The 23961-nt window shown below is 60.8% G+C and carries 23 protein-coding genes; 12 read left to right on the forward strand and 11 right to left on the reverse strand.

All coding sequences use genetic code 11. The annotated features are described in order from the left end of the window. Positions 1-188 precede the first annotated feature (188 nt). Together MCRY_RS20105 and MCRY_RS20110 are read left to right on the forward strand one after the other, a co-directional pair. Positions 189-599, forward strand: a complete 411-nt coding sequence (locus MCRY_RS20105) for a COG3415 family protein (RefSeq protein ID WP_085633225.1) — start codon at positions 189-191, stop codon at positions 597-599. Continuing rightward, positions 571-1140 (forward strand): IS630 family transposase, encoded by a 570-nt coding sequence (locus MCRY_RS20110; protein ID WP_085633227.1) that lies wholly within the window; start codon positions 571-573, stop codon positions 1138-1140. Before MCRY_RS20105 ends, MCRY_RS20110 begins: the two co-directional genes overlap by 29 nt. A gap of 147 nt (positions 1141-1287) precedes the next feature. On the opposite strand, the gene MCRY_RS20115 is transcribed toward MCRY_RS20110, so the two are convergent. Next, on the reverse strand, positions 1288-2649 hold the full coding sequence (locus MCRY_RS20115) for an IS1380 family transposase (RefSeq protein ID WP_085633279.1): 1362 nt from the start codon (positions 2647-2649) through the stop codon (positions 1288-1290). Positions 2650-2813: 164 nt separating this feature from the next. On the opposite strand from MCRY_RS20115, the gene MCRY_RS20120 reads away from it, so the two are divergent. Beyond that, on the forward strand, positions 2814-3761 hold the full coding sequence (locus MCRY_RS20120) for an SIS domain-containing protein (RefSeq protein WP_085633228.1): 948 nt from the start codon (positions 2814-2816) through the stop codon (positions 3759-3761). Positions 3762-3795: 34 nt separating this feature from the next. Here MCRY_RS20120 and MCRY_RS20125 read toward each other — a convergent pair whose 3' ends face one another. From MCRY_RS20125 to MCRY_RS20155, 7 genes are all read right to left on the reverse strand, one after another. Continuing rightward, positions 3796-4965 (reverse strand): hypothetical protein, encoded by a 1170-nt coding sequence (locus MCRY_RS20125; RefSeq protein WP_085633230.1) that lies wholly within the window; start codon positions 4963-4965, stop codon positions 3796-3798. Positions 4966-4967: 2 nt separating this feature from the next. Further along, positions 4968-6095 carry an amidohydrolase/deacetylase family metallohydrolase gene (locus tag MCRY_RS20130; protein ID WP_085633232.1) on the reverse strand — a complete coding sequence of 376 codons (1128 nt, stop codon included), beginning with the start codon at positions 6093-6095 and terminating at the stop codon, positions 4968-4970. Positions 6096-6122: 27 nt separating this feature from the next. Beyond that, complete coding sequence (locus tag MCRY_RS20135) at positions 6123-7550, reverse strand: amidase (RefSeq protein ID WP_085633233.1); 1428 nt, start codon at positions 7548-7550, stop codon at positions 6123-6125. Positions 7551-7553: 3 nt separating this feature from the next. Next, positions 7554-8636: a Gfo/Idh/MocA family protein gene (locus MCRY_RS20140; RefSeq protein ID WP_085633235.1), complete on the reverse strand. Its 1083-nt coding sequence runs from the start codon at positions 8634-8636 to the stop codon at positions 7554-7556. Between the two features lie 63 nt (positions 8637-8699). Continuing rightward, positions 8700-9845, reverse strand: a complete 1146-nt coding sequence (locus MCRY_RS20145; RefSeq protein ID WP_085633237.1) for an ABC transporter substrate-binding protein — start codon at positions 9843-9845, stop codon at positions 8700-8702. A gap of 43 nt (positions 9846-9888) precedes the next feature. Continuing rightward, positions 9889-10701 (reverse strand): ABC transporter permease, encoded by an 813-nt coding sequence (locus MCRY_RS20150; protein WP_085633239.1) that lies wholly within the window; start codon positions 10699-10701, stop codon positions 9889-9891. Positions 10702-10711: 10 nt separating this feature from the next. Next, positions 10712-11497 (reverse strand): ABC transporter ATP-binding protein, encoded by a 786-nt coding sequence (locus MCRY_RS20155; protein ID WP_085633241.1) that lies wholly within the window; start codon positions 11495-11497, stop codon positions 10712-10714. Positions 11498-11674: 177 nt separating this feature from the next. Here MCRY_RS20155 and MCRY_RS20160 point away from each other — a divergent pair, with 177 nt between their 5' ends. After that, positions 11675-12634 (forward strand): IS1595 family transposase, encoded by a 960-nt coding sequence (locus MCRY_RS20160; protein ID WP_139834135.1) that lies wholly within the window; start codon positions 11675-11677, stop codon positions 12632-12634. Positions 12635-12786: 152 nt separating this feature from the next. After that, positions 12787-14571, forward strand: a complete 1785-nt coding sequence (locus MCRY_RS20165; protein WP_085633243.1) for a flavin-containing monooxygenase — start codon at positions 12787-12789, stop codon at positions 14569-14571. Here MCRY_RS20165 and MCRY_RS20170 read toward each other — a convergent pair. Continuing rightward, positions 14556-14921: a RidA family protein gene (locus MCRY_RS20170; protein WP_085633245.1), complete on the reverse strand. Its 366-nt coding sequence runs from the start codon at positions 14919-14921 to the stop codon at positions 14556-14558. The two genes, MCRY_RS20165 and MCRY_RS20170, sit on opposite strands and share 16 nt — an antisense overlap. Before the next feature lie 61 nt (positions 14922-14982). On the opposite strand from MCRY_RS20170, the gene MCRY_RS20175 reads away from it, so the two are divergent. Continuing rightward, the gene (locus MCRY_RS20175; protein ID WP_085633247.1) at positions 14983-15750 is read left to right on the forward strand and encodes an SDR family oxidoreductase; all 768 of its coding nucleotides are present in this window, start codon (positions 14983-14985) and stop codon (positions 15748-15750) included. After that, the gene (locus tag MCRY_RS20180; protein WP_085633249.1) at positions 15750-16811 is read left to right on the forward strand and encodes a D-TA family PLP-dependent enzyme; all 1062 of its coding nucleotides are present in this window, start codon (positions 15750-15752) and stop codon (positions 16809-16811) included. Before MCRY_RS20175 ends, MCRY_RS20180 begins: the two co-directional genes overlap by 1 nt. A 25-nt stretch (positions 16812-16836) precedes the next feature. Here the strand turns inward: MCRY_RS20180 and MCRY_RS20185 are convergent, their stop codons facing one another. Together MCRY_RS20185 and MCRY_RS20190 are read right to left on the reverse strand one after the other, a co-directional pair. Beyond that, the gene (locus MCRY_RS20185) at positions 16837-17586 is read right to left on the reverse strand and encodes a FadR/GntR family transcriptional regulator (RefSeq protein WP_217808246.1); all 750 of its coding nucleotides are present in this window, start codon (positions 17584-17586) and stop codon (positions 16837-16839) included. A 150-nt stretch (positions 17587-17736) separates the two neighbouring features. Next, positions 17737-18654 (reverse strand): dihydrodipicolinate synthase family protein, encoded by a 918-nt coding sequence (locus MCRY_RS20190; RefSeq protein WP_085633253.1) that lies wholly within the window; start codon positions 18652-18654, stop codon positions 17737-17739. A 322-nt stretch (positions 18655-18976) separates the two neighbouring features. Here MCRY_RS20190 and MCRY_RS20195 point away from each other — a divergent pair, with 322 nt between their 5' ends. From MCRY_RS20195 to MCRY_RS20215, 5 genes are all read left to right on the forward strand, one after another. Continuing rightward, positions 18977-20074 carry an ABC transporter ATP-binding protein gene (locus tag MCRY_RS20195; protein ID WP_085633255.1) on the forward strand — a complete coding sequence of 366 codons (1098 nt, stop codon included), beginning with the start codon at positions 18977-18979 and terminating at the stop codon, positions 20072-20074. A 40-nt stretch (positions 20075-20114) separates the two neighbouring features. Continuing rightward, the gene (locus MCRY_RS20200; RefSeq protein ID WP_085633257.1) at positions 20115-21326 is read left to right on the forward strand and encodes a mandelate racemase/muconate lactonizing enzyme family protein; all 1212 of its coding nucleotides are present in this window, start codon (positions 20115-20117) and stop codon (positions 21324-21326) included. A gap of 122 nt (positions 21327-21448) precedes the next feature. Beyond that, positions 21449-22060 (forward strand): ISAs1 family transposase, encoded by a 612-nt coding sequence (locus MCRY_RS20205; protein ID WP_085633259.1) that lies wholly within the window; start codon positions 21449-21451, stop codon positions 22058-22060. Between the two features lie 60 nt (positions 22061-22120). Continuing rightward, positions 22121-23392 carry an IS256 family transposase gene (locus MCRY_RS20210; RefSeq protein WP_139834136.1) on the forward strand — a complete coding sequence of 424 codons (1272 nt, stop codon included), beginning with the start codon at positions 22121-22123 and terminating at the stop codon, positions 23390-23392. A gap of 37 nt (positions 23393-23429) precedes the next feature. Then, on the forward strand, positions 23430-23957 hold the full coding sequence (locus MCRY_RS20215) for an ISAs1 family transposase (RefSeq protein WP_085633261.1): 528 nt from the start codon (positions 23430-23432) through the stop codon (positions 23955-23957). Positions 23958-23961: the final 4 nt, after the last annotated feature.

Below are 23961 nucleotides of genomic sequence, written 5' to 3' on the forward strand. Positions count from 1 at the left end.
AGGTGTTCAAGTGTTCGTGGAATGAGTGTTCAAGTCGCGTGGAATACACAGGTAGATGCGCTCAAAGTGGTTCGCCAAGCTGATTTTCGGCGTTTCCCCCCGATTACAGCGTCGCCATTGATGAGTGAATCGCCCGGGATTCCCAAGGTTTTTGATTTCTGATTCAGTCCCCTCGGGGAGGATGTCAGATGGGCAACGCACTTTCGATGGATCTTCGGGTCCGGTTCAAGCGGTTGATGGATGGCGGCATGCGTGCTGCGGAGGCAGGCAGGGTACTTTTGCTCAGCCCCGCGACGGCGGCGCGATGGGGCAACAAGATCCGCAACGGCGCGTCGTTGGCCCCGCTACGCTCGGGGCCTCGAAAAGGCAGCGGCAAGCTTGCTCCCTTCTTCGACTTCTTCGTGGAGCTGATCGAACAGGATCCGGATATTACTTTGGTTGAACTACAATCATCGTTGCTGGTGGCTCACGAGGTGACGTGCTCCACAAGCGGCATTGACGCGCTGCTGCGCCGCCGGGGCTACACATATAAAAAAAGGGCTGGTCGCCCAGGAACAAGGCAAGCCCGCGGTGCGCAAGGCCCGGCGCGAATGGGGTAAACGACAAGTCATCATGCGGGCCAATCCCGAGCGATTGATCTTCCTGGTCGAAACCGGCACCGACACAAACATGACCCGGACCCATGGCCGGTGCCCGAAAGGCGAGCGCCTCAAGGGGAACACTCCGTTTCGGCGATGGGGAAACCAGACCTTGATTGCAGGCTTGTCCAGCGAAGGGATCGTCGCACCGTGGGTGATCTCGGGTGCGATGGATCGCGACGCCTTTGACACCTACATCGAGAAGGTCCTCGTCCCCGAGCTCGAGCCCGGCACCGTCGTCATCCTCGACAACCTGGCCACCCACAAGAGCGACAAGGCCGCGGCGTTGCTCAAGACCAACGGATGTTGGTTCCTGTTTCTGCCGCCCTACAGCCCAGATCTCAACCCGATCGAAATGGCCTTCTCCAAGCTCAAGGCTCATCTCCGCCGGATCGGTGCAAGAACCTTCGATCACCTCATCGGTGCCATCGGAGAAATCTGCGACCTCTTCACCCCCGAGGAATGCTGGAACTACTTCACAGCTGCCGGATACACCTCATGAATAAATGGAAACGCTGTATGACCAGCTTTGACCCATTTACGCGTGGTTGCCCCTGCATTTTCACCCTCAGAGAGTATCTCCACGGTTCGCCGGACACAGCTTTCCCGTCGCAAGCGTTGAAAGATTCCGAATCACAGCCGTTGCTGGTCATGCGCACGTTGCTCCAGCTGGCGGTCCGCGTAGGGTGTTGATCATGTTCAGGATGGCGGCGAAGACGTCACGTGGGATGGCGACCTCGGCTATCTGGAAGATGGCGTAGCGGCCATGGCGCACCAACCGCGTGCCAGTCTTGATCAGCCGTTCGCGCAGGGATGTCAGTGACCACCGCTCGATCAGTTCTGGCGTTGCCGCTGTCCGCAAAAAGTTGGCCAGATTGTAGGCCAGCGCGTGAAGCTGGAGCCTCACGGCGTTTGCCGCGAACTTCATGCAGGAGAGCCGCGTCCATTTGAGCGCGTATTTGCCCTCTTTGATGTGCTGCTCGGCGGTGCCCCGGCCTTGGTAGAACGCCATCACCCGCTCGTTCGGCAGGCTGCGATTGGTGACGATAAAGCCGACGGTCGGGAACAACTCGCCCGGATGAAACTCGACCTTCGCCACGATGCGGCGTGCCTTTGACCAGCTTTTCGCCCGGTAGTGGAAGCTGGTGTAGAGGCGCACGACGTGGTTCGGCGGTCGACCGGGACTGCGCTTCGTCAGGTGATCGATCCGCTCGTGGAGTTTGGCGTTGCTCTTCATGCGGATGGCATAGTCCCAGCCCTCAGCCTCCAGCAGGTCAAAAAGCGCCGGGATGGCGAAGGCCGCATCACCCCGGAACCGCCGCCTTTTGATCGAAGGCCGGGCGGAGGCGGAATAGCGCGCCAGAACCGGCTTCAGCACATCCTCCCAGCCATCGGCACTGTGGACATTGCCGGGACGCAAGGAACACCGTTCCAGATCACCGAACTGGTTGAACACGAACAGCGGATGCAGGCATTTCTTCTGGAAATGCCCATTCCATGCCGACCCTTCCTGATCGCCGTGCACCGGGCTTTCCGAACTGTCCATGTCCAGAGTGATGACCTTCGGAGGGCGCTTGTCGTGCACCGCGTCGATCCAGCGCCCCGGCAGATCGATCAGCGCCGTGAGGTTGTCCGGCTGGGTCAGCATCTCGGTCTCGAACCGACCCATGGCGGAGGCGGAGGCTGCGCCCGTCTTCACCGCCCGTCCACCGACAATCTGCCGCATCACCGGATCGTGGCACAGCCGGTCAGCATCATTGACGTCTTCGTATCCGGCCAGGCGCGAGAAAACAGATTGGCGCAGGAAGTCAGCGAGGCGGTGCCGTCCATTCTGGCCAGTGCGAACATCAGCAAGCAAACCAGCCGCCATGTCCGACAAACCCAGAGCGTCATCGAGTTCCCGGTGCAGCAGCAAACCGCCGTCCGAACTGATTGCAGAACCGCTGAACTCCACCTTGACCGAGCGATCAAATTCCAGCCGCAGAGGCCCCGATTCCGCTTCACCCGCCACGTCCTGCGCCAAATCCCTGCTCCATCACCGCTAAGCTTTTGATGAAGAAAGATTATCACCTATCGGTAGGACGCGAAATCGTTGTTTATCTGGGATATCCGGGCTAAAACGCTTGACGTTGCCGCTGGCCATCGCAACCATCGCCTCTGAATCAGGAGATACGAATGGCAGCCACTTTGCCCGAGCTTGCCCGATCCGTCGCGCCCCTGCAGGGTGCGCGCCCGCACGGTCAGATTATCGACATCCTGGGACGTATCAAGGATCAATTGAACGGGCTTAGTCCGGCGGAGCGCAAGGTCGGGGCCGCGGTGCTGAAAGATGTGCCTCGCGCGGTTGAGGACAGCATTGCCAGTCTGGCCCAACGCGCGGGGGTCAGCGAGCCCAGCGTGACCCGGTTCTGCCGGGCGATCGGCTGTCAGGGAGTGCGTGATTTCAAGCTGAAACTGGCGCAAAGCCTTGTGGTTGGAGAGCTTTACCTGAACGCCGACGCCGCCCCCACCGCGACCGATTCCGATGCGCCTGCCTATTGGAATCCGATCCTGTCGGACGCGCACGGCGCCCTGCGCGAAGTCGAGCGGCAACTGTCGCCCGCAGCCGTTCAGGCGGCGGCAGAGGCTGTCGCGGGCGCGCGGCAGGTCGTGACCTTTGGACTGGGCGGAAGTGCGGCAATTCTGGCGGAAGAAGCGCAGTACCGCCTGTTTCGCTACGGCGTGAATGTCGCCTGCTGTCCTGAGGCCTATTTCATGCGCATGACCGCGGCCACACTGGGACCCGAGGACGTCGTGCTGGCAATCTCGGCCTCGGGGAAAACCGCCGAACTGATCGAGGCCGTCTGCCTTGCGCGGGGCTACGGCGCGACGACAATTGCGATCACCGCGATGGCCAGCCCGCTCGCCGATGCTGTGGACCATCCCCTCACCGTGGCCGTGGCGGAAACTCAGGATACCCTGACGCCCACCTCGGTGCGGTTCGCGTATCTTGCCGTCATCGACCTGTTGTCCGCCGCAACGGGATATACTCTGGGGCCAAAGGCGCGGGAAAACCTGCGGCGGATCAAGTACGCTTCGTTGAACCACCGGTCCGGCAATATCCTGGAACCGCTGGGGGACTGAGGCCTCATTGGCGCAAGTGGTTCCGGCGCTGACGTCAGCGACAGGCCGCCCCGATCCAAGGAAGCCGCTGCGCCGGGACCAGGCCCAGATTGTAGAAATTGAACCCATCCGCCAGGTCCTTCGCCGCCGTAACCCGGTCACGCAGATCGGCTGCACTGGCGACCTCTGGGTAGAACAGTTGAAAGCCGGCGATCAGGGTTTTTCCGGGTCCGATCACCTTGCGCACACTGGCAAGAAGCGGCGCAATGCGCGGCGATGGCACGGTATAGACGCAGTAAAGCACGCCATCACAATGGGGCGCGATCCGCCCCAGATCGACGCCGCCCCACCAACTGCCCTCGGCATCAATCACCAACAATTGCGTGCCTGGGTGGGTCGCCGCCCGAATTTCCGAGATCAGGGAGGCCACCGGCTCTGTCCGCCAAACCAGATAGGCATGCAGGTCAGGCGTGTCCCGAAAGGCATCCAGGGCCTGTTGCGGAAAGCCGGGAAACTGCTGTTGAGGCAATTCGCGGGTGAAGGCCGCGTCAAGCAAAGCCTTTACCTTGTCCCGTGCCGCCTCGGCAGGCACACCGGCAGATCGGGCGCGCGTCATGCAATGGTCGCAAAAACACAGGCCCAGAAGAAAACGATCCTCTGGCAGCAGGCCTAGCCCGTCTTTTTCGTGGTGAAAGCCGTGATCGAACCCCATGAAGTCAGGGCTTTCCAGCTCGATCCGGTCGGGGCGGTAGCGATGGGAAATCTCGGCGGCCAAGCCGGTAACATAGGCGCGGGCCGCCGGGCTCGAGGGGCAAAGCGCGTAGAAATGCGGATCGCCCTGTGCGGTTCGCATGACATGATCGGGGTGCGCCATGCCCAGGCGGGTGTTGTGCAGGCAGACGGTCCAGCACGACACCTTTGGCCCACCGGCATCGCGCCGGGCCACCAGTTCGCCCAGATAGTCGCCTTCAGTCTCCACGATGTCCGCCTGAAGCGGCCTGATCTCGGCCCCGTCCCAGCGGTCATCGTCGACGGCATAGTAGACCGTGCCATCCTGCGGAAACCAGACACGGCGCTTGGGATTGCCGGGCTGCAGGAAACGCCCCGCATGATACGAGGTGGCCAGGCTAATCGTATTGACGCCCTGCACCGTCAAAGACGCCAGCGCGACGTCAGTGCCGATATCATGCAGATCCCAAGGATAGGCCCAGACCGATAAATTCATGGCTAGGCGTTGATCCATTTGCCGGCACGGACCGAGCCTTTGGCGGTGATACGTTGCGGGTGGACCACGGTTTCGCCCAGTACGTCCACAAGCTCGATCGGCTCGTCGGTTACAGCGATCACGCTGGCGTCGCCGATCCCGCCCGCACTCAGCCGCCCCAATTCCGGCCGTCGCAGGGCATCGGCGGGTGCGGTCGTCGAGGCAGTCACGACATCATCCAGGGACATGCCGAGGGCCAGCATCTTGTTCATCGTGCGCACGAGATCCCAGGCCGGACCGTTGATGCACATCGTGTGCACGTCAGAGGAAATGGTGTCGGGGGGGAACCCCGCCGCCATCATCGCGCGTGCAGATTTCCACGAGAACGCTCCCATGCCATGCCCGATGTCGAACAGGACGCCCCGCTCGCGGCCTTTCAAAACGCCGTCCCTGACAGTTCCGTCCGCAAAGACCGGCGCGTTGGGGAACGGGCGATAGCAATGGGTCAGGACGTCGCCCGGCCGCAAAAGGTTGACGACTTCCTCGTAGGTGGGCGACGGCTCGTCTATGTGGGCCATCACCGGCAGGCCACACTGGTCCGCCGCGATCAGCGCCAGTTGCAGCGGAGCGATCCCGTTCGGGCCGCTGGTGTTCTTGCCCACCCGTACCTTGATCCCGATGATATCGTCGGGATTGGCCAAGGCCACGGCCACCGCGTCCTTGGTCGCCATCAGGCGCATGTCCTGGCTTTCTCCGACCATGACCGTGGGGGAAAAGGCAAAGATGCCCGCGAACGAGATGTGCAGGTAGGACAGGATGCGGGTTGTCGAACGGTCGATGACATGAGCCTTGAACCCGGCGAAATTGCCCGGACCGGCACTGCCGGTGTCGACAAGCGTGGTGATGGCAGAGCTATGGGCGTAGCTGTCCGGCGGCACGCTCAGCGAACTGCCGCCCCAATAGACATGGGTATGCAGGTCGATCAGTCCCGGCGTCACCAGCGAGCCCGAGACGTCCCGCACCTCGCGACCTTTCAGCCCCTCGCCGATTTCGGCCAGCTTGCCGTCGGAAAAGGCCACATCTGTCTGGCGGTCGAGACCGCTGGCCGGATCGAATACGCGGCCTCCGGTCAATATAAGGTCGTGGGTCACTTTCGGGCTCCTCCCGATTATAGGTAATCAAACGGTCGGCGGTTTTCGCGCCGACCAGGGCATCTCGGACTCCAGCAGGGCCGACACCGCCAGCAGACCGGCCTCGTCTCCGAGCCGTCCGACCAGTTGCACTCCCGCAGGCAGTCCGCCTGCCTCGCCTAGTGGCAAGGAAATCGCGGGCTGACCAGACATGTTGAACGGAAACTGGAACATGCTGTCGGCCCAAAGCGCGTTGTAGCCGTCGAGATCGGTCAGGCTCATGTCATAAAACCCCACCGGGCGCGGCGGCTGGGTCAATGTGGGCGTCAGCACCAGGTCGAATGGGTCGAGGTCCTGGACGATGCCACGCGCCATCTGGCGAACCTGCTCTATGCGGGTCGCGTGCTCTGTCGCTTTGGTCGCGCGACCCCGTTGGATGATCGCCCATGTCACGGGTTCGACGTCCTCTGGCGTCACCGGTCGGCCCACCACCGTCTCCATAAAGTCGAACAAGCCCGCCGTCTCGACGCAGGTCATGTCTGTATAGGTCCGCCAGGCGGCGCCCGCATCCAGCGCCATGTCGTGCGCGGTCACCTCGTGGCCCATCCCCTGCAGCCGCTGGCCGACCTTTTCGACCAGGGCCCGGATTTCGGGATCAATCGGACCGCCGTCCGGCGGGGTGGTCATCACAGCGATGCGCATCGGTTTCGGCGGGCGTTGCATCAGCGTCAGATAGGGATCCTGCGGCATCGGAATGCCATAGGGATCGCCGGGCACCGCGCCGCCGATCACGTCAAGATAGGCCGCCGTATCGCGGACCGTTCTGGAATTGCACAGGAAATAGGCGCAACCTGCCCAGTAGTCCGCGAATGGCGCCAGCGTGACGCGCCCCCGCGATGGCTTTAGCCCCACGATACCGCAACAGGACGCCGGGACCCGGATCGAACCCGCGCCGTCACTGGCTTCGGCCACCGGGATCATGCCAGAGGCGACGGCGGCGGCAGTCCCGCCACTGGATCCACCGGCGGTGACCTGCGGGTTCCAGGGGTTGACGGTCGCGCCATAAAGGGCCGGTTCGGTCGTGATGCTCCAACCATTTTCGGGCGCATTGGATTTGCCCATCAACAGAAGCCCCGCCTTGCGCAGCCTGCGGCTGATCTCGCTGTCGCCTGCGGCCACCTGATCCTTCATGAAGCGCGAGGAATTGGTGACAGGCGCGCCGGTCCAGGACGAGGCAAGCTCTTTCAGCAAGAACGGCACCCCGGCCAGGGCACTGGCGCCGGGCTGCACCTGTGTCGCGCCGCTGCGCGCCATATCGTACAGCTTGTGAACCACGGCATTCAGCCGGGGGTTCATTTCCTCGATGGCGCGGACGCCGGCCTCGACCAGTTCGGCGGGCGTCACCTCGCCCGCTTTCACATGGTCCGCCAGACCGACGGCGTCCGAGCCGCGATAGAGTTTGTCTATGTCATTCATGGGTCAGTCGAGCCGGATGGCCCGCTCTTCCTTGATGCTTTGTTCCGCGGCCAGTACGATACGCAGGCTGTCGACCGCCGCCTCCATCGAAGCGCTCAGGTCCAGATCCTCGCGGATCGCCTTCAGGAAAAGCTCCTGCTCGCGATCACATAATTCCTGGTGGCCCGGCTCGTCCTCCATCGACGTCAGATCGTCCGGTTTCACAAAATTCTTGTCCGCACCGACCTCGGCGTGGTGATAGCGGATCGCATCGGTCTTGGTGTGCTTGTCTATGTCGGCGCTGCCCGACAAATCGTCCGCGTCACTGCGTACCGCTTCATTGGGCACCATCGAAACCGACCCCTTGGGACCCACGATGTCCTTCACGAAAAATGCCGTCTCCGACATCATCGGTCCCCAGCCGGCCTCGTACCATCCGACGGATCCATCGTCGAAGGTCACATGGAGATGACCATAGTTCTGCTTGTCCGCCTCGGCCCACAAACTGGCCCCGATGCCGTGCACGCGCACAGGTTTGGCGCCGGTCAACTGGCACATCACGTCGACATAATGCACACCGCAATCAACGATGGGGATCAGACTGTCGATCAGGTTCTTGTGCCAGCGCCACGCGTCACCTGACGATTGCTGGTTCAGGTTCAGCCGCATGACCAGCGGTTTGCCCAGCGTCTTGCCCAACTCGATGAATTTGATCCACGAGGGATGGACCCGCAAGATATAGCCCAGCACCAGCTTGCGCCCCGTCTGCTTTGCCTTGTCGACAACCGCGCGCGCTTCCTCATTGGAGGTGCCGATGGGCTTTTCCATGAAAACATGCGCGCCCGCGTCCATCGCCTTGATCGCGTAATCGGCATGGGTATTGGGCCAGGTGTTGATCGACACCGCGTCAGGTTTCAGATCCGCCAGCGCGGCCTCGTAGTCCTCGAAAAGGGGGTAGCCCTGCAATTCCTGCGGGATCTCTCTGGACTTGATGCTGCGCGAGCAGAGGCCCACGATCTGGAATCCGTCCATTCGGTGATAGGCGCTGGCATGGGACGCGCCCATGTTTCCCAGACCCACGACAAGTACGCGCACCAGGTCAGTCATCCTCCGGTCCTCCCTTAATATGATGTGTGCCGGGCGACTGCGCCGCCCGGTCAGGTTCATGCCCTAGATGGACTGGTCGAACATGCTCGCCTTCAGCGTCTCGACATCCACAGCTGCAAGATCCGCGTCGACCTCGATACCGGCGGCATCGGCCTTGACCTTTTCGTGGTCGAAGTCGTTGGCGCCGGGGATCAACTCGTTCGTGCAAACCTCGGAAGCCTCGATCTTTTTCGTGTTCTGGCCGATCTGGGCCGACAGGTCGAAGAAGGTCTGCCAGCTTTCCATGTCGTGCCAGCCCCAGCCCTCCCGCTTGGACATGTCGCCGCGGAAGACATTCATCTGCTGCAGGATCGACATCAGCCCCAGTTCCGGTCCCAGGTTCGAGGCCAATGTCGGGAATTCTTCGAACACGGCCTGAACGGCGGCGGCGGGGTTCTGCTCGGCGAATTCCAGGCCCATGGCCCAGCCCTTGAGGTATTGCTCAAGGAACATCTTCTTGTCGTCATCTTCCAGATCCGCGGCGCGAACGACGAAGGTGTTTGCCGGCAGCGGCGAGTTCTGCACGCCCAGCCAGTACTCGAACTCCAGCCCGGTCGAGATCCACTCGGCCCGCAGGCCTTCCCAGGACAGTGCCGCATCGCCCTGCCCGGCCGCCAGTGCGGTGCCCCAGGTCGGCCAGCCGGCCTCGATGTATTTGATGGTCGAGACATCAACACCCTGTGCGGCCAGCATCGGATCGACGATTGGCTGCCAGGCGGCAGAGCCCAGAAGGATTGTCTTGCCCTCGATATCCTTGATGTCCGCCGGACCCTCGCCCTTGCGGAACGCCAGGCTGAAGGTATCGAGCGCGCCCATGTGGAACACCGATTTCAGCTTCATCCCGTTCTCGATGGCGAACGAAAACACCCCGGGGCTGGGGAACCCCATATCCGCCTGACCGACATCGACGAATTTCACCGTCGCCGTGCCGTCCGAGGGACCAGGCTGCATCTCGATGTCGAGGTCGCCGAAATAGCCCATCTTCTTGGCGATCCAGAAGCCGTAATCGTCCAGCACCTCAAGCGTGCCGCGCGGGCTGATCCAGGTGAAGCTGTCGTCATAGGGCGCCGCTGTGGCGCGGCTTAGCCCAAGGCCAGAGACCACGACGCCGCTGGCGGTAAATTGCAGCATGCGACGGCGTGTCAGTCCGGAAATCATATGGTTATTCATGTTTTTGCTCCCTGTTGTTCATGTCACTTGGGGCAGACCTGTCTCAGGTCTCCCAACTCGCCCACTTCTTGCCGATGAGAAAAAAGATCACGTAGATCAGGATGCCGAGGAACGAGAGGATCAGCACGACGCCGAAGAATTCAGGCATCCTTATCATCGAGGAATAGGTGGTCAGACGGTTGCCCAGGCCAAACCCGCCGCCGACCATTTCAGACCCCACCGCCGTCAGCAGACCGAAGATCGCGCCGATCATCAGACCCACAAGGATCATCGGCAGCGCCATCGGGGCACGCACCTTCCAGAAGATTTGCAGCGTCGAGGCCCCGTAGGACCGCGCCAGCGCGATCTTGTTGGCATCCACCCGCCGGAACCCTGTGGCCGAATTGATCATCACCATCGGACCGGACGCCAGCGCCACCGCGATGATCCGCGGCTCATAGCCAAAGCCGAACCGCAGGATCAGCAGCGGCACCAGGGCCAGCATCGGGGTCGTCACGAGGATCAGAATGTAGGGCGCAATGATCTTTTCGGCGAAGGGAAACTGGGTGATCAGGGCCGCCAGGAACATGCCGACTCCGGCCCCGATGGCAAAGCCGGACAGCAGGACCACCAGCGTATGGCCCAGATGCGGCAGGATCAGGGGGAAGTCCTTGATCAGGCCTTTTACGATGGCCGAGGGCGGCGGCAGGATATAAAGCGGCACCTCGAACCAGCGCAGGGCTAGTTCCAAGCCACCGATGACGATCACGGCGGTTGCTATGATTGCAAAGACTTCCAGCCGGGTCGTCCCCGACCCGAAGGTCGACAGCGATTGCAGCCCCTTGCCGACTTTTCCGCCCACGACGTCCTTGCTCATCCTGCCTCCGTCATTCAGCCGCAGCGCGACGCGCGGTGTGCTGGCTGTAGATGTCCGCCTTGATCCGGTTCGTCAGATCGAAGACTGCCTTGCTTGACATGATCTCCAGGGTTCTGGGGCGCTCGAAAGGCACGTCATAAATGTTCAGCACCCGCCCCGGTCTGGGCGTCAGCACCACGACCTGATCGGAGAGAAACAGCGCTTCTTCGATCGAGTGGGTGATGAAGACGATTGTCGTTTTGGTCTCGAGCCAGATTTCCTCGACCAACTGGTTCATTTCTTCACGGGTGAAGGCGTCAAGTGCGCCGAAAGGTTCGTCCATCAACAGAACCGATGGCTGTAGTGACAGGGCCCGCACGATAGAGGCGCGCTGTTGCATGCCGCCGGACAATTCGTTGGGAAAGCTCTTCTCGAACCCCTTCAGACTGACCCGTTCCAACAGGTGGTCGATCCAGGCACGATCCGGTTTCTGACCTTTGATTTCAAAGGGAAACAGGATGTTATCCATCAGATTGCGCCAGGGCAGCAGGTTGGCCTCTTGAAAGACCAGACCGACTTCGGGGCGTGGGCGGGTGATCGGCGTGCCGTCCAGAATGACCTCGCCGCTGGTCAGAGGGTTGAGGCCCGACATCGCCCATAGCAGCGTGGTCTTGCCGCATCCCGATGGCCCGACGATCGAAACGATGGTCTTGGCGCGGACATCAAGCGAGCAGTCTTTCAGAGCATGGAAATCCCCATATTGCTTGGTCGCGGCCTTGACCGAAAGCGTTGTCGCGCCAAGAACGCCCTGCCCCATGAATCCCCCTAAGTCGCAAAGCCGGCAAACGCTCGACTCACTCTTCAGACTGTGTAACTCGCTTACATTTCTGTCAAGATTTACCGGCATCAGTTAAAAAAAGGCTCAATTAGCGTTTGTTATGCGCGGCCGTTTATTTTAGAACATATGATGAACATTTGCTGTGAAGGGGCATATATGGACCATGATATTTTTCTGGCGTGGCTCAATGAGACAGACAACCTTTCGCCGGGCCAGCTCGCCGAGGCGAGACGGGTGCTTTCTGGGTCTGCGCCATTTCAAACGGTGGTCAATCTCCTTGAGGCAAAGGTTCGTGAGGACCGTATCTGCCCGCACTGCGCTTCGGAAGGAGCGATAATCAGAGGCCAAGCAAGTGGCCTTTCCCGGTTCTTTTGCAAAGCTTGTGGCAAAACCTTCAACGCGTTGACCGGTACTCCGCTGGCACGCCTGCGTCACAAGAGCCGTTGGGCAGAGTTCGCCGCTTCGTTACGAGACGGCGAAACGGTAAAGGAGTCGGCTGAGCGTTGCATGGTGGCGAGCACGACCGCTTTTCGATGGCGTCATCGTTTTCTTCGGGCTGTGACGGCTGGAGCGATCAAGCTGCGCGGCATCGTCGAAGCCGATGAGACCTTCTTTCTGAGCAGCCGAAAAGGTGAACGAAACCTTGATCGCAAGGCCCGAAAGCGCGGCGGCAAGGCCTCCAAACGCGGGCTGTCGGAGGAGCAGGTTCCGGTCTTGGTCGTAGCCGACCGATCTGGCACCACCATAAGTGCTGTCTTGCCAGCAGTGACGGCCGCACATCTGCAGGCGGTTTTGCAACCGCTTCTCGATCCTGATGCACTCTTGGTTACTGATGGCTGCACAAGTTACCCGCCTTGCGCCGCAGCAATGGGCATCAGCCATGAAAGCCTCAACCAGACCGCAGGACAACGTGTTCGCGGCGAGTTGCACATCCAAACCGTGAACAGTCGACATGAGCGGCTCAAAACATTCCTGCGGCGTCATCGTGGCATCGCAACCAAGTACCTGGACAGTTACCTGCGCTGGTTTCACCTCGCGGTCATTCCAAAACACCAAACGCCCCGCGCGATACTCGCCGCCGCCGCAGGAATCCTGCCGATTTCACAGCACGCATAATTAACGCAAATTGAGCCTAAAAAAATGGCCTGACGGGCGTGAAATTATCCTTCCTTTTGTAATCGAATTACAGGATGATATTCAGAAATATGCCCTTGCAGAATTGGTTCAGGGGCGCGCCAAAACGTTGACGCCGCCGAAGGGAGCACCGCTTGGAAAATGAGATCGACCAGTGGCTCGCAGCCCTGAACCAGGCCTTGCAGCAGCACGATATCGCGGCGGCAGCGGCGCTGTTTGAAGCTGATGGGTATTGGCGCGATCTGCTGACCTTTACCTGGAATATCAAAACAATGGAGGGACGAGGGGCAATTCAGGACATGCTGACCGCCTGTCTGGAGCACACCGCCCCCTCGGCCCTGACCCGGGACGGGCCGGCCGAGCAGACGGAAGACGGCGTCAGCGCCTGGATCGCGTTCGAAACCGCCACCGCCTGGGGCACCGGGCGCGTTACGGTCCGCGACGGGCTGTGTCACATCCTGCTGACCGCAATGGATGATCTGAAAGGCCATGAGGATCCGAAGGGCTCCAGCCGCCCGAAGGGAATCGAGCACCGCGCCGACCGTGCCCGCAAGACCTGGTCGGAACACCGCGCCGACACCTCCGCGCGCCTGGGACGAGAGGACCAGCCCGAGGTGGTGATCATCGGCGGCGGTCAGGGCGGCGTAGCATTGGCGGCCCGCCTGAAGCAGCTCGGCGTGCCGACCTTGATCATCGAAAAGAACCCGCGCATCGGCGACAGCTGGCGCAATCGCTACCGCAGCCTCGTACTGCATGACCCGGTCTGGTACGACCACCTGCCCTACCTGCCATTCCCCGAAACCTGGCCGGTGTTCTGCCCCAAGGACAAGATCGGCGACTGGCTGGAAGCCTATGCTTCGATATTCGAGCTGGACACCTGGACGGGGACGTCCTGCGACAAGGCTGACTGGGATCCCGAGACCGGGCACTGGACCGTAACGGTTCGCCGCGAAAATGGCGAAGAAATCACCCTGTCACCGCGCCATTTGGTGTTCTGCACCGGCGCCTACGGCCCGCCGCGTCTGCCCGATTTCGCCGGTCAGGAGGATTTCCAGGGGACCCTGCTGCATGCCTCTCAATATACCGAAGGCGCGCCGTTCAAGGGAAAACGGGTGCTGGTCATCGGGGCGGGAAGTTCCGCCCATGACGTCGCCGTCGATCTGTGGGAAGCCGGGGCCGAGGTCTCGATGTTCCAGCGTCGCGCCTCGATCGTGGTGCGGTCCGAAACCCTGATGGAGCTTGCTTTTGACATCTACTCCGAAGCGGCGCTTCAGAATGGCCTGACCACGGAAAAGGCCGATCTGCTGGCCGCTGCGACTCCATACGCCCTGTTCGCAGACAAACAGAAGCGGCTTTACCGCGCCATCCGAGACCGTGACGCCAAGTTTTACGACGCTTTGGGAAAGGCCGGGTTTGCCTATGATTTCGGAGAGGATGAAACCGGCCTGATGATGCGTGCGTTGCGCACCGCCTCTGGGTATTACATTGATGTGGGCGCCTCGACGCTGATTGCGAATGGCGAGATCTCGATCATCTCGGGCGAAGAGATCGAATGTCTGATACCCACCGGCGTGCGCCTTGCCTCTGGTCGGGAGGTTCAGGTCGACGCCATCATCGCCTGCACCGGCTACCAGTCGATGAACGAGGCTGTTGCCGGTCTTGTGGACCGCGAAACCGCCGACCAGCTTGGCCCGTGCTGGGGTCTGGGCTCTGGCATTCGGGGCGACCCTGGCCCCTGGAAGGGAGAATTGCGCAACATGTGGGTGCCGACCGCGCATCCGGCGCTGTGGTTCCACGGCGGCAATCTGGCCCTGTCGCGGTTCTATTCCAAGTTCGTCGCCATGCAGCTCAAGGCACGTCAGGCGGGCATCGACACCCCGGTCTACGCCCGCCCCGCGCCCTGTCAGAGCGGCTTGTAGGCGATGGCCTCGATCTCGACCGCGATGTCGATCATCAGCCGCGATTCCGCCGTCGAGCGTGCGGGCGGGTTCGTCGGGAAAAACTCGGCATATGCGGCGTTGAATTCGGGAAAATCGTCGCGGTCGCGCAGCCAGACCGTGGTCTTGACGATATCCTCAAGGTCGCATCCGGCCATTTGCAGGCATTTGCGAAGGTTTTCGAACACTTTACGCGTTTCGGCACCGACGCCGCCCTGGACGATGGCCTTGTCGTCCCCGACCGGCACCTGGCCGGAAACGAATACGAAATCACCGGCGCGGACGGCGGGTGACAATGGCACATGGGACGCACCAAAGAACTGTTTGGACATTGAATTCTCCTTGTTTCGACTGGCGCGGATATGATCAGAACCTTTAGCGAAGGCCAAGACGATGTTTGATTTTGACGGGGCCAGAGTTGTCATAACCGGCGCAGCAGGCGGTTTAGGCGCTGCGTTATGCCAAGGATTTGCCGCGGCCGGCGCGCAGATCATCGGCTGTGACCGGACCGTAGACGGCATCCCCGAGGTCTGCGTCGAAACCCGGGCCTTTGATCTTGCCGATGCCGATGCGGTGGCTGCCGCGGGACAGGCCATTCTGGCAAATGGCGCGCCGCATATCTTGATCAGCAACGCCGGATGGACGCGGGCCGAGCTGATGACGGACGTCACCGAGGCAACCTTTGCGGCTGAAATGGATGGCAACTTTACCGGGGCTGCGCGTCTCTCCATGGCCTTGCTGCCCTCGATGCGGAGGTTGAACGGCAATCGGTGCATCGTCTTCGTCGCCTCGGTCAACGCGCAGGCGCATTTTGGCAATCCGGTTTATGCGGCGGCCAAGGCGGCGGGTCTTGCCTGGGTCCGCGCGCTGGCGACCGAGGAAGGCCGTCACGGCATTCGCGCGAACTCGGTTGTGCCTGCCTCGATCCGGACAAACGCCTGGGATCGAAGGATCGCCGCCGATCCCGACATCCTTCAAAGACTGGCCCCGCTCTATCCGCTGGGCCGGATCGTCACACCACAGGAAGTGGCCAACGCTGTCCTGTTCCTCGCCTCGCCGCTTGCCAGCGGGATCACCGGAACCTCGCTGAATGTAGACGCCGGACTGATGGCCGGTAATCTGCCCTTCATTGATGCCATCACCCTGCAGGAGCATACCTGATGCACATAGACCAGATCGACACACCCGCCGTCCTGATCGACTTGGACAAGGTCGAGGCAAACCTTGCACGCGCCCAGTCCTATGCTGATGCAAACGGGCTGCCCCTGCGGCCCCACGTAAAGACCCACAAACTACCACAGATGGCGTTGCGGCAACTGGCGCTTGGTGCCATCGGAATCACCTGCCAGAAGATCGGCGAGGCAGAGGCCATGGCCGATGGCGGTCTGAAGGACATCTTCCTGCCCTATAACATTATGGGTGCCGACAAACTTGACCGGCTGGCTGCCCTGCACAAGCGCGTCACCCTCTCCGTCACCGCAGACAGCGCCGAAACCATCGCCGGATATGCCGCCCGTTTCGCCAAGGCCGCGCCCCTGAAGGTGCTGGTGGAATGCGATACAGGATCTGGTCGCTGCGGGGTGCAGACCGCCGATGAGGCCGTGAAACTGGCGCAGCAGATCACCGACGCGCCGGGACTGATCTTTGGCGGGCTGATGACCTATCCGCCGAAGGGTGAGATCGCCAAGGCCGATGCCTGGCTGAAGGAAGCGAAAGCCGCGCTGGACTTGGCCGGACTGCCGCCGCCGATCATTTCCTCGGGCGGAACGCCGGATCTGCAGCGCGCGGCGGAGGGGTCCGTCACCACCGAGTACCGGCCGGGCACCTACATCTATTCCGACAGGATGCAGGTGGCCTGGGGGCACGGCACTTTGGACGACTGCGCACTGACCGTGAAGGCCACCGTTGTCAGCCGCCCTACCCCTGACCGTGCCGTGCTTGATACCGGGTCAAAGGCGCTCGCCGCCGACCCGGTTCCCGCACCCTTGCGCGGTCATGGCCACATTGTCGAATATCCCGACGCCCTCGTGCACAGCCTGTCCGAGGAACATGCGGTGGTCGACCTTTCGGCATGTGACACGCGGCCCGACATCGGCGACACCCTGCGCGTGATCCCGAACCACGCCTGCGTCGTCTCGAACCTCTATGACCGCGTCTATCTGATCCGCGGCGACCAGGTCGAACGCGAAGCCGAGGTCACATCACGCGGAAAGTTGCGATAGGAATTCGGGCGGTGACCGCGGCGCTTCACACCGCCGCGTCGCCATCAAACACCCGGTTCCGCGCCTTTTCTATGTGCTTGTACATTGCGTCGAATGCAGCCTCGCCGTCCCTGTCGAGGATCGCTTTGTAGACGACGCGGTGTTCGGCCTGCACCAGATTAAGTCGCTCCAGCGGATTCAGCAGCGAAAGCTGGCGGTTCAACAGCATGGCCGTCTTGACCGATTGTTCCAGCGAATGAAGCGTCGTTGCGAAATAGGCATTGCGCGAGGCATGGGCGACCGCGTTGTGAAAGGCGAAATCCGAGGCCACGTCAACGGTTCCCAACTTGATGGCTTCGTCCAGGGCCTCAAGCGCTGCCTTGATTTTTTCCAGCTCCTTGTCATCGCGACGCGTTGCGGCAAGTTTCGCGGCCATCGGCTCGACCGCAATGCGGAATTCGAAACACCGCTGGATATCCGCGATGCTGCCAATTGGCGCAAATCGCAACAGGGCGCTGCCGGGACGTTTCAGCACAAAGCTGCCCGCGCCCTGTCGAGGCTGGATCAGGCCATCGTCGCGCAGTCGCGCCAGCGCCTCGCGCACCACAGGGCGCGACACGTTGAATTCCTGTGCCAGGGTCGTTTCGGTCGGAAGTTTTGCCCCCTCGGGAAACCTCCCCTGCACGATATCCGTCAACACGGCCTCGTAGACCTGATCGCTGAGTTTCATCTGCTGCCGCTGGGCCAGCCGGGACTCGGGCGCGGGTGTCGGGGACGGGTCTTGCGGGGTTGCCATGCATATACTCAATTCAATGGTTCGGACCACCGAGTACAGTTACCGGCCCGGGAGGCTTGCAATTAATGCGTTCCCGCCAGGCCTGCAACCAGTCGTAGAACGAGGCGAGGCCCGAGGCGCGCCCTGTCTCAGGCCGCAGAAAGGCGCTCGCTACCCCACTGAGGCCGCCATCAGATTGCGCGCCGCACTCTGCACGGGCGCGCGCAGATCGGCGGCGATATTGCTCATCAGGGGCAGCATCGGGCCCATGTCGGCAATCTCAGCCAGCGTCACGGCTTCGTGCAGGACAAAGGCAGGGCCATGTCGGTCACGCAGCGTTTCCAGATCAAGGAAGGTCCGGCGGATCCGGTCTGCCGCGTCGTAGTCAGCCGCCTTCAAAGCTTGCAAAAGCCGCATGGAATGGGCCGGCGCCACGGCGCCTGACCCAGTCGTGAAAGCGTTCAGCCCGAAGGTGCGGAAGTGCGCGATTGCCGGGCGTTCGCCGATTCCGCTGACAACCTTGTCGGCGCCAATTGCGTCGATCAGGCTGTTCAGAACGTCGTCAGTTTCCGGGGTGTCGCGGACGATTGCGTATTTGACGAACAGCAGGCACCCGTCCCAGTCCAGCTCGGCGATGGAGGCGGTGCTGAGATATCCTTCGTCTTTCACATAAAGGACAAGCGGATAGCCCAGTTTTTCATGGGCCAATCGAATTGCGCGGACAAGCCCTGCCTCGGTCATGTTTGCCATTGTCGGCAGGACCATGGCCGTCGGGAATTTCTTGCGCGCCAGAATGGCGGCCTGATCCATCATGGTGCCGTAGGCCGGCCCGATCGAGGGAATGACCCATGTATCGGCGGCCACCGTCTGGGACAGGAAATCAAGGATTTCCTCATACTCAGAAAGGGCGACATTGTAGAAATTGGCATTGCCGCCACACATGATGATTGAGATGCCTCCCGCCTCCATATGATGGATCAGTTTGGCGTTGGCGGGTTTAGCCAGGGTCAGATCCGCATTTCGCGCGAGCGGCGGCACGGCGATGACCGACGACTGCCAGTCGGAGGGGCCATTCAGGGTCTCCTTCATGGCATTACTCCTGCACCGAACGGGTTGCGGCGCGATTCATAGCGGCTGGCCAAGCGTCGGAAGTGTGGGTTGGTATGCGCAAATCTGGTCTCCTTTGCCTGGCTCCTCGGACCGAGCAGGTGCCCACCTTGTTTCCTTGCTTCGAAAGCATTGACGAGGCCCCCGGTCGATGTCTAGGTTAGGATAAGTAAACTTGACTGACAACTTATTTTTTAACCATCGCCCTTAGAACTGCCGCCGGATCAATCGTCCGGTTGAAAAACAAAGATCAAGCGACCTTGGCCGGAACCGACACGACGGACTTGTTGAAGAAGAGAGACAGATGGCACGCATTCTTCTGAAGAACCTGCGCAAGATGTACGACGACACAGAGGCCGTGCGGGGCATTGATCTGGAGATCCCGCACAACGAGTTTCTGGCGCTTGTGGGCCCTTCCGGCTGCGGCAAAAGTACGACCCTGAGAATGATCGCCGGGTTGGAATCAATCACTTCGGGCGAGGTCATCATCGGTGACCGGGTGGTGAACACCGATCAGCCCAAAGACCGCGATATCGCCATGGTCTTTCAGAATTATGCCCTCTATCCCCATATGACGGTGTATCAGAACATGTCCTTCGGCCTTCGCCTTAAACGCGTCGCCAAAGCCCAGATCCACGCGCGCGTGCTTGAGGCGGCCGAGATCCTTAACATCACAGAACTGTTGCAGCGTCGCCCAAAGCAGCTGTCGGGCGGGCAACGCCAAAGGGTCGCCATGGGCCGGTCCATCGTGCGCAACCCACAGGCGTTTTTGTTCGACGAACCCCTGTCCAATCTGGACGCCAAACTGCGGGTTCAGATGCGGACGCAGATCAAGAAGCTGCACCAGAAGATGAAGACCACGGTGATCTATGTGACGCACGATCAGGTCGAGGCGATGACCCTCGCCGACCGGATCGTCGTGATGAATGGCGGACGCATCGAACAGGTCGACACGCCGCAGAACATGTATGACCACCCGACAACAAAATTTGTCGCCGGTTTCATCGGGTCCCCTGCCATGAACATGATCGCCTGCACGCTTGAGCGGCGATCGGGTGCGCTTGTCGCGCGGCTGGGCAATGGTCTGGACCTCGAAGTTCCGACAGATCGCACGGAAAAATACACCGATTACACCGAGAAACCGATGATTTTCGGCATCCGCCCCGAACACATCACCGAAAAGCGCGCCCATGTGAATGCTGCGCAGCGCGACTTTTCCGAGATCGTTCGCGTCCTTGAACCGATGGGTGTGGATACGATGGTCTTCCTTGAAATCAACGGCGAAGAGGTTTCGGCCCGCGCCGCGCCGCATTCGGTCAACAGGGTCGGCGAGGCAATGGAATTCACGATTGACCTGTCGAAAATGCACCTGATCGACCCAACCAGCGACAGGGTCATCTAGGTTCCGCCCGTTCTGCCCTTTCTGCCAAAAGGCCAAGGCCATGAAGATTACGGCAATCGAGACTTTTCTGATGCATGCAGGCGCGCCACCCGCCCGCACCATCGCGACGAACCCCACCCCCGAAAGCGGCAATGTCTGGAACGCGCGCAACTGGCTGTTTTTGCGCATTCAAACCGATGCAGGGATCACCGGCATTGGCGAATGCAGCGGCTGGCCGAGGGTGATCGAGACTGCGGTAAAGGATTTGACGCCGCTGCTGATTGGACAGGATCCGACGCATATCGAACGGATTTGGCAGCGGATGATGAGCGCGATGATGGGCCACGGCGTGCTGGGCACCGTCGGCAGCGGAGCCATGACCGGTATCGACATGGCGTTGTGGGATATAAAGGGCAAGGCGCTTGAGACGCCGGTGTGGAACCTGCTGGGCGGCCAGGTTCGCGACCGCATCCGGGTCTACGGCCATGCAGGCGCCCCGGAACGGGCGCTGGACCTGGTCTCTCGCGGTTTTACCGCCATCAAGACCGGGGGGCTAAGCGATACGGTCGAGCGCGTCGACGCCATCCGTGCCGCCGTAGGGCCGGACGTGGATCTGATGGTTGACATGCACGGCCCACCATGGATGACGACGAAGGATGCAATCCTCCTTGGACGCGCGTTGGAGCCCTATAACCTTCTGTTTTATGAGGACCCGGTCGCGCCAGAAAACCGCGACGGCCTGCGCCGCGTGCAAGATGCCGTGCAGATCCCGATTGCCGCTGGCGAGCGTCTGTCGACGATTTGGGGTGAGCGTGAGTTGATCGAGCAAGAGCTTGTCGATGTGATCCAGCCCGACACCGGTCGCACCGGTGGCATCACCCAGATGCGCAAGATCGCCGCCATGGCCGAGGCGCACTTCATCACGGTCGCGCCGCATTCCGGATCGCTGGGACCGGTTGCGGAATACGCAGCACTTCACCTGATGGCCGCAATTCCCAATGCGCTGATCCTGGAACGGGTCGAGGATGATGTCCCCGTTCGGCAGCAGGTCATCCTCCCTGCTCCCAAAGTCGTCGATGGCCATATCGAGGTTCCGAACCGCCCCGGACTGGGTGTCGATATTGACGAGGCGATCGTGGCGGCGCATCCGTCCATGGGCAATCTCTCGATCCCGGGACACCCCGACGACGGCGCATATGCCGAAGGTACATGGTCCGAGCATGTCTATTTCCAAAGCCGAGCGCGCAACGCGCGTCGGTTTGGGGGAGGCTGAGGATGAACTGCCATATTCAGGGCCGGTCGGGGGCCTATGGGGTCTCAGGGGAATCGCGCTTGAGCTTTGACAGTTGTGCCGAACTGGATTCTTGAGGTTTCATCATCAGATGGAGCTTCGAGATGCCGACATTATCCAGCTATTTCAATGAAGAAGACGATCCTCGCAAGAGTAACGCGCCGCGGCATAAGTTCTGTGATCTGATGACGATCAGTCTGTTGTGCGCGCTGTGTGGCGGGGAGACGGCCGTCGATATGGAGCATTTTGGGCAGATGAAGGAGGAATTCCTTCGCGAATTTCTGGAATTGCCTCACGGGATCCCCTGCCATGATGCCTACTCGCGGCTCTTTCGTTTGATGAAACCGACCAGCCTACAGGCCTTTTTCGACAAGTTCCGAAGCGACTTTGCTGCTGCCTATGGCGAGCATCCGGCGATCGCCATAGACGGTAAGGAGATGCGGCGCAGCTTTGACAAGGCGGCCGCCCGGTCGAACCTGAACGTTGTCACCGCCTTTGCTCATGGTGCACGGCTGAGCCTTGGGATGACGCAAAGTGCCAAGGGCGGCGGGGAGATCTTGGCCCTGCGCGATCTGATTGAGATGCTTGATATTCGTGGCATCACCATCACGGCCGATGCCTTGCACTGCCAACGAGAGACATGTGACCTGATCGTGCAGGAAGGTGGTAACTATTGCATGGAGCTATGCGGGAATTTGGGTGATGGCGTGATTTGAAGGGCGGCGTATCGTGGCGGGTGTCAAAGCCAGCCAGAACCTCACAAGGAACGATACGCCATGAAGGAAGATACAACGATCCTGCCATTTCGCCAATCGGAAACGATCGTCGATCCGCTGACAGAGCTTGCTCGGCAAGGTGCTCGTCGGATGCTGGCGGAAGCGCTGAAGGCCGAGGCTGATGCCTTTGTCGCCAGTTTTGCCGATGAGCAGCTGGAAGACGGGCGTCAGCGGATCGTACGGCATGGATTTGGCCCTGAACGGAAGATTCAGACGGGGATCGGTGCTCTGGATGTCCAGCGGCCCAAGGTGCGCGACCGGATGGCGTCCTCTGATGGGGCAGAAAAGATCCGCTTTACCTCGAACATTCTGCCGAAATGGGCGCGCCGCTCGATCAGCTTGGACGCGCTGCTGCCTGTTCTTTATCTGAAGGGCATATCGACGGGCGATTTCCAGGACGCGCTGTCGGCCATCATGGGGCCGGATGCGCCTAACCTCTCGCCAAGCGTCATCTCGCGTCTGACTGCCGGATGGCAGGTTCAATATGATGCCTGGGCACGGCGGGATCTGTCTGCCCGCCACTACGTCTACATCTGGGCGGACGGCGTCTATCTTCAGGCGCGGATGGAGGAAAATGCCGAATGCATGCTGGTGATCATCGGCGCGACACCGGAGGGCAAGAAAGAGCTGATCGGCTTTCAGGTCGGCCTGCGGGAGAGCGCGCAGAGCTGGCATGAGTTGCTGACCGACATCAAAGGCCGCGGGCTGTCCGTCGCACCGGAAATTGCGGTTGGGGATGGAGCCATGGGGTTCTGGAACGCACTGGACAAAACGTTTCCAGGCACAAAGCACCAACGCTGTTGGGTGCATAAGGTAAAGAACGTCCAGAACTGTTTTCCCAAGCAGATGGCCCCGGCGGTCAAGTCAGATCTGGACGACATCCAGCACGCCGGAACGCGCGCAGAAGCCGATGCTGCGTTGGCAGTTTTCTCCGAAAAGTATGGCGTCAAATACCCAAAAGGTGTTGCCTGCCTGACAAAGGACGAAGAGGCGATGCTTGCATTCTTCGACTTCCCAGCTGAGCATTGGGGCCATCTGCGCACCTCGAACCCGATTGAAAGCGTGTTCGCCACTGTTCGGCACCGAACGGTGAGGGCCAAAGGGGCGCTGTCACAAAAGACCGCAAAACTGATGGTCTTCACCCTCATTCAGGCAGCATCGAAAAAATGGCTGCGCCTCAAGGGAAGAAATCAGTTGCCAAAGGTTATCGAAGGAATCAAATTCAACGACGGTGTCGAAGTGACCAACGACACCGAAAACCGCGCCGCCTGATGATGCGCGTCACCCAAATTCAAGCATAGCTCATTGCATGCAGCTCAAGGGCAATCAGGGCGACATGCAAGCCGACGTGCGGGCCTTTGTGGCTGACCAGGACATTGAATACATTGATGAATATGCCTCTGTAGACGGCGACCATGGCCGGGTTGAGGAGCGGTCATATCGCGTCTACAACGTGCCGGACTATCTCGCTGAAACCCATCAATGGCCACATCTTGGTGCCTTCGTTCATGTCGTCTCCAAGCGCACGGTAGGCCAAACGGCCAGCAGCTCCGAGCGGCTGTACCTCCTGTCAAAATGCGTCACAGCTCAAGTAGCCGCCACGCTGATCCGTGGCCACTGGGAAATCGAGAACAGCTTGCATTGGTCATTGGATGTGGTGATGAACGACGACCAGCACCGCGCGCGCAAAGACAACGCGCCCGCCAACTTCGCCGCACTACGACAGATCGCATTGGGCATCATCAAGGCGAATACCGCAAAAGGCTCAAACCGCGTGAAGTTCAAAAAGGCAGGCTGGAGCAATGACTTCCTGCGCACACTCATCGAAGGATTCTGAAGCG

Source organism: Marivita cryptomonadis, from assembly GCF_002115725.1.
GTDB lineage: Bacteria > Pseudomonadota > Alphaproteobacteria > Rhodobacterales > Rhodobacteraceae > Marivita > Marivita cryptomonadis.